The organism is Deinococcus sp. QL22, assembly GCF_023370075.1.
Classification (GTDB): domain Bacteria; phylum Deinococcota; class Deinococci; order Deinococcales; family Deinococcaceae; genus Deinococcus.
Window position 1 is genome coordinate 436,029 of the sequence record NZ_CP097149.1, and the last position, 14,717, is coordinate 450,745.

At 61.1% G+C, this 14,717-nt stretch carries 14 protein-coding genes; 3 read left to right on the plus strand and 11 right to left on the minus strand.

All coding sequences use genetic code 11. From position 1 onward, the window contains the following. Positions 1-124: 124 nt before the first annotated feature. Positions 125-1,276 carry a BMP family protein gene (locus tag M1R55_RS02015; RefSeq protein WP_371827139.1) on the minus strand — a complete coding sequence of 384 codons (1,152 nt, stop codon included), beginning with the start codon at positions 1,274-1,276 and terminating at the stop codon, positions 125-127. 353 nt (positions 1,277-1,629) lie between these two features. On the opposite strand from M1R55_RS02015, the gene M1R55_RS02020 reads away from it, so the two are divergent. Continuing rightward, entirely contained in the window at positions 1,630-3,462 is a 1,833-nt protein-coding gene (locus M1R55_RS02020; protein ID WP_249393089.1) for an alpha-amylase family glycosyl hydrolase, read from the plus strand. On the opposite strand, the gene M1R55_RS02025 is transcribed toward M1R55_RS02020, so the two are convergent. Then, positions 3,453-3,986: an ATP-binding cassette domain-containing protein gene (locus tag M1R55_RS02025; protein WP_249393090.1), complete on the minus strand. Its 534-nt coding sequence runs from the start codon at positions 3,984-3,986 to the stop codon at positions 3,453-3,455. The genes M1R55_RS02020 and M1R55_RS02025 overlap by 10 nt on opposite strands. A gap of 137 nt (positions 3,987-4,123) precedes the next feature. Between M1R55_RS02025 and M1R55_RS02030 the strand changes: the two genes are divergently transcribed. Further along, positions 4,124-4,504: an NADH-quinone oxidoreductase subunit 15 gene (locus M1R55_RS02030; protein ID WP_249393091.1), complete on the plus strand. Its 381-nt coding sequence runs from the start codon at positions 4,124-4,126 to the stop codon at positions 4,502-4,504. Between the two features lie 90 nt (positions 4,505-4,594). On the opposite strand, the gene M1R55_RS02035 is transcribed toward M1R55_RS02030, so the two are convergent. From M1R55_RS02035 to ligA, 5 genes are all read right to left on the minus strand, one after another. Beyond that, complete coding sequence (locus M1R55_RS02035) at positions 4,595-5,053, minus strand: divergent PAP2 family protein (RefSeq protein ID WP_249393092.1); 459 nt, start codon at positions 5,051-5,053, stop codon at positions 4,595-4,597. A 71-nt stretch (positions 5,054-5,124) separates the two neighbouring features. Next, the gene (locus tag M1R55_RS02040) at positions 5,125-6,006 is read right to left on the minus strand and encodes a bifunctional 5,10-methylenetetrahydrofolate dehydrogenase/5,10-methenyltetrahydrofolate cyclohydrolase (protein WP_249393093.1); all 882 of its coding nucleotides are present in this window, start codon (positions 6,004-6,006) and stop codon (positions 5,125-5,127) included. Continuing rightward, positions 6,003-6,515 carry a transcription antitermination factor NusB gene (nusB, locus tag M1R55_RS02045; RefSeq protein WP_249393094.1) on the minus strand — a complete coding sequence of 171 codons (513 nt, stop codon included), beginning with the start codon at positions 6,513-6,515 and terminating at the stop codon, positions 6,003-6,005. The genes M1R55_RS02040 and nusB overlap by 4 nt, the downstream gene beginning before the upstream one ends. Beyond that, positions 6,512-6,874, minus strand: coding sequence for an Asp23/Gls24 family envelope stress response protein (locus M1R55_RS02050; RefSeq protein WP_249393095.1), 363 nt, complete (start codon positions 6,872-6,874; stop codon positions 6,512-6,514). The genes nusB and M1R55_RS02050 overlap by 4 nt, the downstream gene beginning before the upstream one ends. A 187-nt stretch (positions 6,875-7,061) precedes the next feature. Further along, positions 7,062-9,134 carry an NAD-dependent DNA ligase LigA gene (gene ligA / locus M1R55_RS02055; protein ID WP_249393096.1) on the minus strand — a complete coding sequence of 691 codons (2,073 nt, stop codon included), beginning with the start codon at positions 9,132-9,134 and terminating at the stop codon, positions 7,062-7,064. 267 nt (positions 9,135-9,401) lie between these two features. Here ligA and M1R55_RS02060 point away from each other — a divergent pair, with 267 nt between their 5' ends. Continuing rightward, the gene (locus M1R55_RS02060; protein ID WP_249394101.1) at positions 9,402-10,502 is read left to right on the plus strand and encodes a BMP family protein; all 1,101 of its coding nucleotides are present in this window, start codon (positions 9,402-9,404) and stop codon (positions 10,500-10,502) included. A gap of 161 nt (positions 10,503-10,663) precedes the next feature. Here the strand turns inward: M1R55_RS02060 and M1R55_RS02065 are convergent, their stop codons facing one another. The 4 genes from M1R55_RS02065 to M1R55_RS02080 form a co-directional block, all read right to left on the minus strand. Beyond that, complete coding sequence (locus M1R55_RS02065; protein ID WP_249393097.1) at positions 10,664-11,458, minus strand: amino acid ABC transporter permease; 795 nt, start codon at positions 11,456-11,458, stop codon at positions 10,664-10,666. 201 nt (positions 11,459-11,659) lie between these two features. After that, positions 11,660-12,430 (minus strand): ABC transporter substrate-binding protein, encoded by a 771-nt coding sequence (locus tag M1R55_RS02070; protein WP_249393098.1) that lies wholly within the window; start codon positions 12,428-12,430, stop codon positions 11,660-11,662. A gap of 198 nt (positions 12,431-12,628) precedes the next feature. Beyond that, positions 12,629-13,831, minus strand: coding sequence for an ABC transporter ATP-binding protein (locus M1R55_RS02075; RefSeq protein ID WP_249394102.1), 1,203 nt, complete (start codon positions 13,829-13,831; stop codon positions 12,629-12,631). Positions 13,832-14,036: 205 nt separating this feature from the next. Next, on the minus strand, positions 14,037-14,687 hold the full coding sequence (locus tag M1R55_RS02080) for a hypothetical protein (protein WP_249393099.1): 651 nt from the start codon (positions 14,685-14,687) through the stop codon (positions 14,037-14,039). Positions 14,688-14,717 lie beyond the last annotated feature (30 nt).

Sequence of the window (14,717 nt, forward strand, 5' to 3'; positions counted from 1 at the left end):
GACCCGAACGGTCAAAGCGTCACAGACGACAGAAGTGAGGGGTTTGGATTTTGAAGCGTGAATTGTGAAGCGAAATCTGTAGCTGTAGCCTAGCCGACCCGTTCGTGCGCCCGTCTTACTGACCTTACTGGGTCGGCACCTTAATCACTCCGTCTGTAATCAGCTGCTCCACTTTCTTCAGGCTGGTCTCCAGAGCCGCCGGAATCAGGGCGCGGTTGGAAGCATCAATAGCCACGCTGACGCCGCCGTTGCTGAGGCCGAACGAGCGGTCGCCGCCGCGCCACGGACGGTCTTCGGCGTATTCCTTGATGATGGTATACACGGCATTGTCCACACGTTTCACCATGCTGGTCAGACCGTGATTCAGCGTGCCCGCCTTCTTGTCAAAGTCTCCCAGCGCGTTCTGGTTGGTGTCTACACCAATAAAAAACAGCGGGCGTGCGGCGGTGATGCACAGCTTTTTGTACGCCGCACTCTTGGGAATGGCGGCAAACAGGTCACTTCTGAACTTCACGCCCGCAGGCAGATTGGCCGCCTTGATGCACGGCTGCGCCTTGATGAAATTCACCACGCCCTGACCGCTGCCTCCCGCTGCCGGGAAAATCACGTCCACGCCCTGTTTGGTCATGCTGGCCGCAATCACGGCGGCGGCTTTGGGGTCATTGAATCCGGCGCTGGTTTTGGACACGAAGGCTGTGACGACGCGGCAATTGGGGCAGGCGAATTTCACGCCCGCCGCGAAGCCTGCGCGGAACTTCTGGATCACGGGCACATCGACACCGCCCACAAACCCCACGATGCCGGTGCTGCTCTGCTTGCCTGCCAAAAAGCCCGCCAAAAAGCTCCCTTCCTGCTCGCGGAAGCGCAGGCCCACGGCATTTTTGCCTTTGGGCAGGTCGTCCACCACGGCAAAACGGCTGTCCATAAACTCGGAGGCCGTGCGGGTAATCGCGTCGTTGTTGGCGTAGCCTACGCCGATCACCAGTCCCGATCCGCCCCGAACCAACGGAGACACGCCCTGACCGATCTCGGTGGCCTTTTTAGGCTGCGAGGTTTTGATGGTCAGCCCGAGTTCTTTGGCCGCCCGCTGCGCTCCCTCGTAAGCCGCCTGGTTAAATCCACCGTCTTTGATGCCGCCCACGTCGAAGGCGAGGCCAATGATCCGGGCGGGCGCGGCCTGAGCCATACCAACCGCGGCCCCAGCCAGAGCAAGAGAGACGGCGCAACTGGTAAAGCGGCGAGCGGAGGCAATACGGGCGGTGGCAGTGCGTTTCATCGGCCCCATGCTGCCGCGCCTGCCCCTGCCTCTGCGTATGTTTTCTCGCTCCCAGCGCACCTCAACGTGAAAAAATCAGCAACTCACCCGCTGGGGGTAGTGGCTGACAGAGCGGGCAAAGAGGGCAACTCAGCCTGTCTGCTGTCCCCCTTGACCCCCGCACCCTTTTCGCCCAAACTGGAATCCATATAGTCTGAATTCACACAACCTACAGGCAACGCTTGCCGTCTGGCACGACCTTCTTCTGCACCGAGTTCCGACTGTGCAGGCAGGCCGTGCCAGACGTCTTTTATATGTTCTCAATCCCTTTCTGGTTCACCCTATCTACTTCACCCTGTTTCGGAGGATTCCCCATGACCCAGACCCCTGCTTTTGCTTCCATCCTGAGCGCCCAGCACGACCACACGCCCGCCTATACCTCGCAGTTGGGGGCGGCGCGGGGCGAACGCGTGATCGTGCGAATGAGAACCAGCCTGCCCGTGACGGCGGTGCGCCTGCGTGTGGTACAGGTGGGCGAAATCGAGAGCTTTGCGGCGCGGGAAGTGGACGGACTGACTGGTGAGGGCCGCTGGTTCGAGGCCGAGCTTCCCGTGCACAGTGACCGCGTGCGCTATGCATGGACGCTGGATCTGCCCGGCGACCACCTGAACCTGACCGCGCTGGGGCTGCACCACACCCGCCGGGGCTTCCGCAACTGGTTTCAGTATCTGGCCGGCCACAGCGCTCCCGAATGGGCCTGGCGCAGCGTGTTCTACCAGATCTTCCCTGACAGATTCCGCAACGGCGACCCTGCCAACGATGTGCAAACTGGGGAATACATCTACGAGGGCCGCCCGGTGGAGCATGTGGAATGGAACACCCCAGTAGACGCGCACGGCGACATTCACGCGCATTACGGCGGCGACCTGAACGGCGTGACGCAGGCTCTGCCGTACCTGACCGAATTGGGCATCAACGCTCTGTGGCTCACGCCCATTTTCGTGTCGCCCTCCAACCACCGTTACGACATCACCGATTACCGCCGGGTAGACCCCCATTTGGGCGGCGAGGCAGCGTGGGATGAACTGGCGCAGGCCACCGAAGCCGCAGGTGTGAAGCTGGTGCTGGACGGCGTGTTTAACCATATGGGCAATGAGAATGCACTGTTTCAGGCGGCGCTGCAGGATGAAGCGGCCCCCGAACGCGGCCTGTTTACGTGGCGCGACACTCCTGGCAAGCCCCCGTATCACGCCTTTTTTGATGTGCCGACCCTACCCAAAATTGACTACCGCAATGAACTGGCCGTGCAGGAATTCCTGAGCGGTGAAGAAAGTGTGGTACGCCACTGGTTGCGGCGCGGGGCGGCGGGCTGGCGGTTGGACGTGGCCCATATGATCGGCACAGGCGGCACCGACGAGGACAACTTGCCTCTGCACCGCGCCCTGAAATCGGCGGCTCGGCAGGAAAAGGCTGACGCCTTCATTTTCGGTGAGCGCTTTTTTGACCCCGAACACGCGCTGGACGGTCAGGGCGAGGACAGCGCCATGAACTATCACGGCTTCGGCCTGCCCGTGATGCAGTGGCTAAGTGGGGCCACCTACTTTTCGGAACCCAGTCAGTTGGCGGGGCCGGAAGTGGCCGAAATCCTCTGGGATGCCTACCACGCGCTGCCGCCGCAGGTGGGCCTGAGCATGGTGAACCTGCTGGAATCGCACGATATCGGGCGGGCCATGTACCGGGTAGGCAATGACCGCACGCGCTTTCTGGCCGCCTTTACGCTGCTGATGGGTTACGCGGGCGTGCCCTGCACCTACTACGGCTCAGAAGTGGGCGTGACCCAGAGCCGCGCCGGAAACATGCCGTGGTGCCGCGAGCCGATGCCCTGGGACGAGGCCGATTGGGACACCGATTTACGCGCCAAAGTGAAGGCCCTGATTCATGTTCGCCGCAATACCCACGCCCTGCAAGAAGGCAATCTACGGTTTCTGCACGCCGAGGCCGATGCCATCGCCTATTTGCGCGAATACACCCACGCCGATGGCCGCACCGAACGCGCCACCGTAATTGCCAGCCGCCGCACCGAATCACATCAGGTCACGCTAAAGCTACCTGCCGGAGAATGGCGGGACGCGCTGACGGGCGAGGTGCTGCAGGGGGGAGAAATGACGCTGAATGCGGTGAGCGGGCGGTTGCTGCTTCAGGGCTGAGGATTGGCTGAATCCAAAGACCGCACCCAGGCCTCAGCCGCTCCCGGCGAACGCAACCGAATGACCCTCAGATGCGGAAACTGGGAGATCTGCTGGGGCGTTTCGCGCTGACGTTTCCAGTGCGTACGGAAGAACCACGGCAGGACACTTTCCCGCGAAAACTGCCCACGCAGACTTTCGCGGTTGCCGTTCCAGAGTTCCTGCTGTGACACGACTCGCCGCACGGTTCGCGTCAGCAAGCGCCAGAACACTACCTGCCCCGAATAATCCAACCACACCAGAGTATCGGCTCGCGCCCAGCCAATGTCCCGCGCCTTGCTGTAGTTGCCGTCCATGACCCAGGCACTCTGGGCCGTAAATGCGGCGACCTCTGCCCGGAACTGCTGTGTGAGCGCGGCCTGCCAGTTGGGTTGATGGTTCCAGACATCCTGCTCGCCGTGTGGCAGGCCCAGACGCCCGGCGATGGCCCGCGCCAACGTGGTTTTGCCACTGCCTGTAGTTCCGATGACCAAGATGCGCTCCATCGAGAAAGAAGAGCATGGGCGGGCGCAGGGGGATATAGGCCGATTGACGGAGCGGACGAAAAAGGATTCGCTCTACACCGTCAACGCTCCGCCAGTTCTTGGCCCAGATTCCGCCGCCTGAGCTACACTTGTGCCACATGGCACATGCAACTGACGGGCAACTGTACTCCGCTTGGATAGACCTGCTGGGCTGGCTCGATGCCGAGGCCTCTGCGCGTGGCCTGACCTTCACCAAAATTGCCGATTTTCCCGATTACATCTACCGGATGGAACGCCCCTACGACCTGCCCACTACCGTGATGAGCGTCAGTGTGGGCACGGGCGGGCAACCGCTGTTGGTGGCCGCCGTCAGCCCGCGTCATGTGGATCTCAAAGGAATCAGCCTGCGCCTGATGGGCGGCAGCAAACACTGGCATCTGCACGCAGGGCCGGAAGGCGGCCTCTGGGAAGGCAAACGCGCCTTTACGCGGGAGCGGTTAGGCCTGTTACTGACGGGAGCGGTGCAGGGCGTAGCGTAGAAAGCTATCGATGAGGAGCAGGGAGTGAGAAGGGCAAAAACCCGGTTGAATTCCGGTGGTTTTTGCCCCTTCTTCTGTCCGCCGACGGTTCTAGAACACCGTAAATGCCAGAAATCCCGCCCCTACGCCCAGTAGCGTGCCGATTCCAACTTCTAAATAGGTGTGGCCCAGCAACACCCGCAGTGGCAAGGGCGCAAAGCCTTCGCGCACCACGGCCCGCAGTTCATCGACCAGTTCGTTGAGAAGGCGGGCCTGCATACCGCTGCTGTGGCGGACTCCGGTGGCGTCGTACATCACGATCAGGGCAAAGACGGCACTGGCCGCAAACAGGGGGCTGCCCACACCCTGGGTCAGGCCGATGCCCGTGGTCAGCGCCGCCACCATGGCCGAGTGACTGCTGGGCATGCCGCCCGTTTCCATGAAGGCAGCGGGCCGCCAGCGCCGCTCGATCATCAGAATGAGCAGCACTTTGAGAACCTGTGCGCCCGTAGAGGCCAGCACAGCCGTCAGCAACCAGCGGTTTCCGAGAAGTTCAGCGAACGTATTCACGCGGAGTTCAGTGTAGCGGTAGAAAAGAATTGCACTCAGTTCCAGTTTGCACAGGATTTATCGGCCCCAGCCTAGGCGCGTGCAGCACGCTGCATTTCTGCAGCAGTGACTGTATTTGCCAGCAGTTGCGCGATGGTCAGTGGCCCGACGCCGCCCGGCACCGGGGTCAATGCACCCGCCACCGCCGCCACGTCAGGATGCACATCCCCCGTCAAATGGCCCTTGCCTTCTGCATTCACCACTCGGTTGATGCCCACATCCACGACGGTAGCTCCGGGCTTCACCATGTCGGGCGTGATCAGGTGGGCGCGGCCCACAGCGGCAAACAGCAGATCGGCTTCACGGGTCACTGCGCCCAGATCGGGGGTGCGGCTGTGGGCAATAGTGACGGTGGCGTGGGCATTCAGGAGCATGGCCGCCAAAGGTCGCCCGACGATGTGGCTGCGGCCCACGATCACGGCCCGCGCCCCAGCCACAGGAATGCTGTAGTGGCCCAGCATGTACATGATCCCGGCAGGCGTGCAGGGGGCCAGCACGGGGCGACCTGCCCACAGCTCGCCCACATTCACCGGATGAAACCCGTCCACATCCTTGCGCGGGTCTATGGCGTGCAGCACGGCCTGTTCGGAGACATGGGCGGGCAAGGGCAACTGCACCAGAATACCGTTGACATCAGGATCGGCGTTCAGGCGGGCCACCAGCCCCAGCAAGTCGGCCTGCGAGGTGGTTTCGGGCAGCGCATAGACCGTGCTCTGCAGGCCGACTTCCCGCGCCTTACGGTCTTTGCCACGCACATAGCTGACGCTGGCGGGGTCTTCTCCCAGCCGCACGATAGACAGATGTGGGGGCGAGTCCAGCCGTGCAGCACGGGCTGCCGTCTCAGCCAGCAATGCGGCGGCAGCGGGCGGCCCCGGCAACGGGCGAGCGGAGGAGACGGGAGAGCCGTCGATCACTCGTCGGCCTCGGCTTCCGTGCCGCCTTCCACACTGGGCACAGCAGGCGCGGTTTGCAGGGTGCGGCTCAGGCCCGCCAGCACGCCGTTGACGAACCTTCCCGAATCGTCGCCGCCAAATTTACGGGCAATCCGCACAGCACTCTCAATGACTGGCGGGTGTGCCGTGCCCGTGTACATCATCTCGAAGGTTGCCAGGCGCAGCACGTTCAGATCGGTTTGCGCCATCTGATCGAAGCTCCAGCCGCGAATGGTCTGGCGCAGGGTCTGGTCTATCGAATCCCGGTGCGTGACCAAGCCGTCTACCAGTTCGCGGGCAAAGGTCACGGCGTCGGGGGCCAGTTGCGGAAACGTATCGTCGCCCTCGCGCATGTCGCCCTCTGCCCGGACAAACACGTCGTTCAGGGGCAAGTCGCCCCGATCCGCCTGAAACAGCGTCCTGAAAGCAAATTCGCGAGCGGCGCGGCGGGTGCCGACGGGTTGGTTGGCCTTCTCACGGCGGCGGGTCAAGCGTGGCCGCCTTTGGGCAAAGTAACGTCCAGCACGGTCACGTTCACAGCTTTGACTTTCAGGCCCGTCATCAGTTCTACATTCTCGGAGACAGCCCGCTGGGCCTGCGCAGCCAGTCCGGTCAGGTTGCGGCCAAATTCGATATTCAGGCCCACGTCCACTGTCACGGCCTGCCCTTCGCGGGTCACTTTCAGGGCGCGGGGGCGACGCGGGTTGCCCTGATTCCGGAGCACTTCGCCCACGTTCAGCGAGGCGTGGGCGACTTCTATGCCCTCTATGCCTTCCAGCGTGGCCTGCGCGATATCGGTCAGGACGTTGCGGCTAATTTCGACTTCGGGTTGGGGGGTGTTGTTCGCCATGCTTGATGCCTCCACACGGCCCGCGTAGAACTGGGCCGCCAATAGGCACAGTGTAACGGTGGAGAAAGACCGGGAGTGGAGTGTGAAGCGGACAAAGGGAGAAATGAGGGCCTGACAAAGCGCAATGGCTTGCTCCGGGCACCGCCGAACAGCAACAGCAGGGGGCGTTTGAGGATGCCCACCGCCTCTACACTCCCTTCTCCTCCAACAGTGCCGCCAGCCCTGGTTCATCCAGCACCGCAATCTCCAGCTCCTGGGCGCGGGCCAGCTTGCTTCCGGCGTCGGCTCCGGCAATCAGGTAACTGGTTTTGCCCGTCACGCTGCCCGTCACGCGGCCCCCGGCGGCTTCCAGCGTGGCTTTGATGGCCTCGCGGGGTTGGTTCAGGGTGCCCGTGATCACAAAATTCAGACCCTTCAGTTGGTCGGTACGCAGCGTGGCTTCTTCAACGGGGTTCAGGCCTGCATCGCGCAGACGGCGAATCATGTCCTGCATGTTGGGGTCGGCCAGAGCGGCGGTCACACTCTGCGCCAGCGTGTCGCCCATGCCGGAAATCGCGCCGATCTGCTCTGGGGTAGCGGCCAGCACACCGTCCAGCGTGCCCAACGCCCGTGCCAACCCCTGAGCATTGCGCTCGCCCACACCACTCATGCCCAGCGCGTTGATCAGTCGCCACAGGGGGCGGGTTTTGCTGGCTTCCAGTTGCGCCAGAATATTCTGGGCTTTCTTGTCGCCGCTGCGGTCTAGAGCGCTGATCTGCTCGGCGGTCAGGCGGTACAGGTCGGCGGCATCGCGCACCAGCCCGCTTTCGATCAGTTGCGCCACCAGCTTTTCCCCGATGCCGCGCACATCCATCGCGCCGCGAGACACGAAATAGCGGATGCGCTCGAATTGTTGGGCGGGGCAGGCCGGGTTGGGGCAATAGGTGTTGGCGTCGCCCTCGGTTCGCACGGCTTCATGGCCGCACTGGGGACACTGCGTGGGGAAGGCGTAGGGCTGTGCGCCTTCGGGCCGTTTTTCTGGCAGTACACGCATAATTTGCGGAATCACGCCGCCCGATTTACGCACCACCACCGTATCCCCGATCCTCAAATCCATGTCGCGGATGTAATCCTCGTTATGCAGCGTGGCGCGGCTGACCGTACTGCCTTCAATTAGGCGCGGCTCCAGATGCGCCAGTGGAGCCAGTTTTCCGGTACGGCCCACGTTCACCACAATCTCTTCCAGTACGGTTTCCACTTCTTCTACCGGAAACTTGTACGCGATGGCCCAGCGCGGCGCACGGCTGGTAAATCCGGCCTCGTTCTGCAGGTTCAGCGGATCGAGCTTCAGCACGGTGCCGTCGGCGTCGAATTCGAATTGGGCGCGGTTGGCCGTCATGCGGCGGTGGTACTCGGCGGCGGCGTCTATTCCCGTCAGGCGCTCGGAATAGTGGCTGACGGGAAAGCCCCGATCTGCCAGCCACGCCAGCACTTCATATTGGGTTTCGGCCTGCACGCCATCGCGCTTGCCTAGCGAATAAAAAATAGCCTTGAGGTTGCGGGTGCGCGTCATTTCCGGGTCTTTCTGGCGCAGGGCTCCGGCGGCTCCATTGCGCGGGTTTTTCAGCAGCGGCGTGCCCAGTTCCTCGGCCTGCGCGTTGTAGGCAGCAAAATCGGCGCGGCTCATGTACACCTCGCCGCGCACTTCCAGTTCTCCGGTCAGGCCGGGAAGATGGCTGGGAATGCCCGGCACGGTCTGCACCTGCGCCGTCACAATTTCGCCGGTCACGCCGTTGCCGCGTGTGGCTGCCCACTGCAATTCGCCGTCCTTGTAGTACAGATTCACACTCAGTCCGTCTATTTTCAGTTCGCCCGTAAAGGTGAAGGTGTCGGTGTCGGCGGGCAAGTTCAGCGAACGCGCCAGCTTTTCACGCCATTCGCCCAGCTCGGCGTCATCAAAGACATTGTCCAGACTGGTCATGGGTGTGGGATGGTTCACGGGTTGGAAGGCCGTGCTGGGTGCGCCCCCCACCGCCTGAGCCGGACTGACGCCCGCACTGGCAAAGGCGGCGGCCCACTCCGGGTGCGCGGCTTCCAGGGCGCGGAGTTCACGGGCCAGCGCGTCGTATTCGCTGTCCGGAATTTCGGGTTCATCTTGCTCGTGGTAGGCCCGGTTGTGGTGATCCACCTCGGCCCTGAGCGTCAGATAGCGGGCGTGCAACACGTCGTTCAGGGTATCGGAGAGGGCAGGGTCAGAACTCCCGGTGGGCACAGCATCCATAGCCGCAGCCTAGCATTCTGGCCCTGTTCCGCCTGGCCCAGAAACGTAAAGCAGTGTTGAGCAACGGCCATTCAGAAGAACTGGCAAAGCTGATTAAAATAAAGGAAACATAAAGAAGACCTCTGGCCCGCCTTCCCGTTTTGCTCATCCACGTCAGGCTCACCGTGACTTTTGGCAGGGTCTAGACACCGGGCAGATTGCGTATACTCTGTTCAAGCATTCCGTTTAAACCAAAACTCTGGAGGAACACCCATGAAGACCAGTTCTATGAAGAAATGCCTGACCCTTGCCCTCGCCCTGACCACCAGCCTCGCCGCCGCGCAGGGCGCTCTACGCGTGGGCATGGCCTACGATGCAGGCGGAAAGGCCGACAAGAGCTTTAACCAGAGCGCCTACGAAGGCAGCCAGCGGGCCGTGAAAACGATGGGCATTCAGGTCAAGGACTTCGAACCCAGCGATCCCAGCCAGGTCATTCAGGGCATTCGCTCGTTTGCCACCGAAGGCTTTGACCTGACCATCGGTGTGGGCTTTGCCAACAACGCCAGCATCAGCCAGGTCGCCAAGGCGAACCCTGATCTGTACTTCGGCCTGATCGACGACGTGAGCGCCGAGAAAAACGTCGCCAGCCTCGTGTTCAAGGAAGAAGAAGGCAGCTACCTCGTGGGCTACCTCGCCGCCCTGAACAGCAGCACCGGCGTCCTCGGCTTCGTGGGCGGCATGGACATTCCCCTGATTCACAAGTTCGAAGCGGGCTACATCGCGGGTGCAAAAGCCGCCAACCCCAAAGTCAAAGTGTTCGCCCAGTACGTGGGCACCACCCCCGACGCCTGGAACAACCCCGGCAAGGCCAAAGAAATCGCGGCCAGCATGCGTTCTCGCGGCGCTGACGTGATCTTTGCAGCAGCAGGTGGCAGCGGCAACGGCGTCATCGACTACATCAAGCAGACCCAGTGCCTGAAGGCGGGCAACCTGCCCAGCGGCGTGAAGTTCAGCACCAACAACTTTGCCAACGTGGGCAAGAGCGCCAGCTACAAGAACGCCTGCGCTGGCAATACCCGCCCCATGTTCTTTATCGGCGTGGACAGCAACCAGAACTACCTCGGCGACTTCGACAAGAACCCCGCCACCCTGAACCACGGCCTGACCTCGATGCTCAAGCGCGTAGACAATGCTGTATACGCCCTGATCCGTGACGTCAAAGCCGACAACTTCAAGGGCGGAGAGCGCCGTTTCGGTCTGAAGGAAGGCGGAGTCGGTTACGCGGTGGACGCCTACAACAAAGGCCTGATCACCAGCACGCAAGTGGCCCGTGTCGAAGCCGTCAAGGCCCAGATCATCAGCGGCAAGATCAAAGTTCCTAACAAGTAAGTCTGTTCAGATTAGACAGAGGTGGCCTCTTCGGAGGTCGCCTCTGTCTTTTCGGTATTGCTTGGTTGTGGGTTGCGGCGTTTAGATTGCGGAACGCAGGAACACCAGAAAGCAGGCCCGCCAATCCACTCGGCGGGCCTGCTCACTTCTTCCCCTTCTCCCTAGCGGCTGCCTACCTTCACCCGTTTTTCCAACTGGTCGGTAAACAAGGTCATCACGGTAGTCAGGGCCAGATATACGGCGGCCACCGTTGTCAGCACCGGAATAGGCTCAAAACTCTCGCTGCTGACGCGCGACCCAGCCAAAGTCAGTTCCAGCAGAGCAATCGAACTTGCCAGCGAAGAATCTTTGAGCAGTGCCACGAGGTTATTGACCAGCGGCGGCACGACGACTCTCAGGGCCTGGGGTAATACCACCGTAGACATGGTTTGTGCCCCGTTCAGGCCCAGGCTGCGGGCGGCTTCGCCCTGTCCAGGCGGAATGGCAAGGATGCCCGCCCGGACAACTTCGGCGTTGTACGCGCCAACGTTGAGAGACAGGGCCACCACAGCAGACCAGAATTCATTGAGTTCCAGATCGATGCCGACAGCGGCCAGCAGAGGCGGCACAGCGTTGTAGACAAATAGGATTTGCACCAGCAGCGGTGTACCGCGCACCAACCAGATAAAAATGCTGGCGGGCAGACGTACCCACCACAGTGCACTGGTTTTTTGAATGCCTGCAATGACCCCCAATACCAGCCCAATCACGCCGCTGACCACCGTCAGCATCAGGGTCATGCGGGCGCCCTCTACGAACAGGTCGGCGCGGGGGCCAATCGGATCGGGCAGTTGCCGCAAAATAATGGTAATCAGCAAAAAGAGCAGCAAGAAAGCGGCTGCAGCAGCGCCGAACCAGAGCAAGAGTGTACCGCCGCCCATGGGCTGCTGACGGGGTGTGGTTACGGGTTTGGTCATGCGCCCACCCGCAAGAGGTCAGGGCAGAAACGTGATCCAGTCAGGTTTTGCATTTGATGAATGATGTCACATCCGACACAAAGAGAGAGCTTTATGACTGAACATCTTCTGAGTTTATGTGGAGGACACAGGACTGACAGCCTATAGAAAGGGGCGGCCTCTACAAGCGCCGCCTCCTCCAGTGACTCGATAGTCAGAGCCTCAGCCCTTGCAGCGTACATCCTGACCAAAGTATTTGCCGCTCAGCTTGGCATAGGTGCCGTCGCTCAGAGACTTGGTCAGCGCGGCGTTCAGTTCTTTCAAGAGGCTGGCGTTGCCCTTATTCACGGCCATACCGATGCGCTCATTGAACAAGAGCGCCCCCTGTACCACTTTGCCCTTCTGAGCCTTCACCAGTTCAATTCCGGTGAATTTGTCGCCCACCCACGCATCGGCGCGGCCTGCCATCAGCGCGGCCTGCGCGTCGGTGTCTTTGGGGAAGGTCTTCACGTCTTTGACGCCGGCCACTTTCCGCACGTTTTCAAGGTAGGTGGTGCCGACCTGCACGGCCACCGATTTGCCGCTCAGGGCCGCTGCCGTCATGGGGCCGCCGGGCTTGGTCACGATTGCGCCGCCCGTGCAGTAGTGAGGACTGGCAAAATCTACGGCTTTGGCCCGTTCTGGCGTGATGCCGTGGCTGGCAATCACGAAGTCATAGCGGTCACTTTTCAATCCGATCAGGAGGTTATCGAAGGGTTGCGTGACCCACTGCACCTTCAGGCCGAGGTTTTTGGCGAGTTCGTTGGCGAGATCCACTTCAAAGCCCGTCAGTTCCTTGCCCTTCAGCACGTTAAACGGAGGAAACGCGCCTTCCGTGGCAATCTTGATGGTGCCGCTCTTTTTGATATCGGCCCAGGTGCGGGCCTGCCCGGTGCTGGCCAGCAGGGCAAGAGCGGTGAGGGTCATCAGGGCAGTATGTAGGGGTCGCTTCATGGTTCTCCTTAAAATAGGGCACGTCTCCCGTGGGCGGGAAAGCGTTGGGTGTTGAGGTGCGAGCAGTCTAGCGCCAGATGAACAGCGGGTAAAGGCAGGCTGGGTGAGAAAACAGAAAAGCGCCCACCCACATGCCAAAACTGCGCCGCCCCCCAAGAGGAAGGCGGCGCTGCTGGACTCAGTATGAATGGACTGAGATCAGACTTTGTTGAGGCCGATGACAGGTGCAGCGGCGCTGCTGGGAACGCCGGGGTACTCGTAGCCTAGGTTCAGCGTGTCGGCCTGACCGCGCTTGCCCGTAGGCGTGCCCCGGTCGATGGCGTCTTCACTGGTCAGGTCGAAGGCGTGCAGGCGGGTCTGATCGATCAGCAGATCGATGTCGTCTCCGGGTTGCACAACGGCCTGACCTTCTACCTTACAGGTGAGGTTTTGTCCGGCCACTTCGATAATCAAGTCGGTCTGTGCGCCCAAGGGCTCCACGACCACGACTTTGCCGCGCAGGACGTTGTTGCCGCGAGGAATGTCGGTCATGCCGACGACGCCGATATGCTCCGGGCGAATGCCCATAGCCACATCTTTGCCTTCGTAGGCCTTCAGCGAGCGGGCCAGCAAGCCCATCGCAGACACGCGGCTGCCGCCCAACACGAATTCGCCGTTGGTGACTTTGGCCGTCAGCAAGTTCATGCTGGGGCTGCCGATAAAGCCTGCCACGAACTTGTTCTTGGGGAAATCGTAGAGGTTCATGGGCGTGTCGACTTGCATGATCACACCGTCGCGCATGACCACGATGCGGTTGCCGAGCGTCATCGCTTCGACCTGATCGTGGGTTACATAGATGATGGTCGCGCCGAGGCGGCGGTGCAATTGGCTGATCTGCGAGCGCATTTCAACGCGCAGCTTGGCGTCCAGGTTGGACAGAGGCTCGTCCATGAGGAACACTTTGGGTTCACGCACGATGGCGCGTCCCATCGCTACACGCTGACGCTGACCGCCGGAAAGCTCTTTCGGCTTGCGGCCCAACAGGTGCTCGATTTGCAGAATTTTGGCTGCGTCACGGACGCGGCGATCAATTTCTTCTTTGGGCGTCTTGCGGAGTTTCAGACCAAAGGCCATGTTCTCGTAGACGTTCATGTGCGGGTAGAGCGCGTAGTTTTGGAACACCATCGCAATGTCGCGGTCTTTGGGCGGCACATCGTTCACGATGCGGTCACCGATCTTCAGCACGCCGTCGCTGATGTCTTCCAGGCCCGCAATCATGCGCAGAGTCGTGGATTTGCCACAGCCCGATGGCCCCACGAACACCATGAATTCACGGTCTTCGATGTGCAGGTTGAAATCCTTCACCGCGTGATGCTTGCTGCCGTACCGCTTGTTGATGTGCTCCAGAATGACTTCGGCCATGAGTGTGCCTACCTTTCGCCCCTGCTCTTGTTCGTGAATGGTGCCTCTCCCAGACAGGAGAAACGGGCCGAACAACCGGGGAACGCTGAACGAGAATCCGGGGTTTACATTGTTGCCGTGCTGACCCGTGAAGTTTAACACGCCGGGTGGGGCTGTGGGTGTGGACTTGGTCTAGATCGGGGGTCGGGACACGAATCCGCCAACCTTAGAAGTCGATCAGCCACCCCTGCTCAGACGTAGAAACAGTACCCCCACTGCCCCTCACACTGATCCCGTTGCCTGACGCGACCCAGCCTTCGGGAGTGGCCTGCACAGTGACCATGCCCCTGAGCCGAAGTTCTCGAAAGCCGCCCATGAAAGAATCAGGGCCGCTGAACTGTGTGAGGCAGGGGCAACTCATCAACTCGCCCTCTACGACACCGTTTCCGAACTGAAGAAAACGTTGGTGCAATACCCTTCCCTGGCCGACCACCTTCAGATTCATAGGATCAAAAGCTTTGGGCCAGAGGGCAGAGGCGCTTTTTAGCGTCAATTCCTTGCCAGGCCGAGCATCGAAAACCTGTAAAAGCTGTTGCTGATGCAGCACTTCTTCTGCGGCGGCAATTGCCCACTGCTGGATGTGGGATGGAATAAGCCCGTTGGAGTGGCGAGTGCCAGTCACCGAATCCAACAATTCATCTAACGCCGCGCCTTCATCAATCACCCGCTCTTTCCAGCCCTCCAACATTCGGTCTAGCAGTAGCCCATAAGCCGCGCCAGTGGTGTAGGCCCGCAACCGCACTGCCGAGGCGGGAAGATCAACGCTGGGAAATTCCGGTTGGCCCGCCTTGAAGCTGAGTTCCACGTAATGCGCCAAGCCTTCCACTTTTTCGGCGGCCCGGATGTA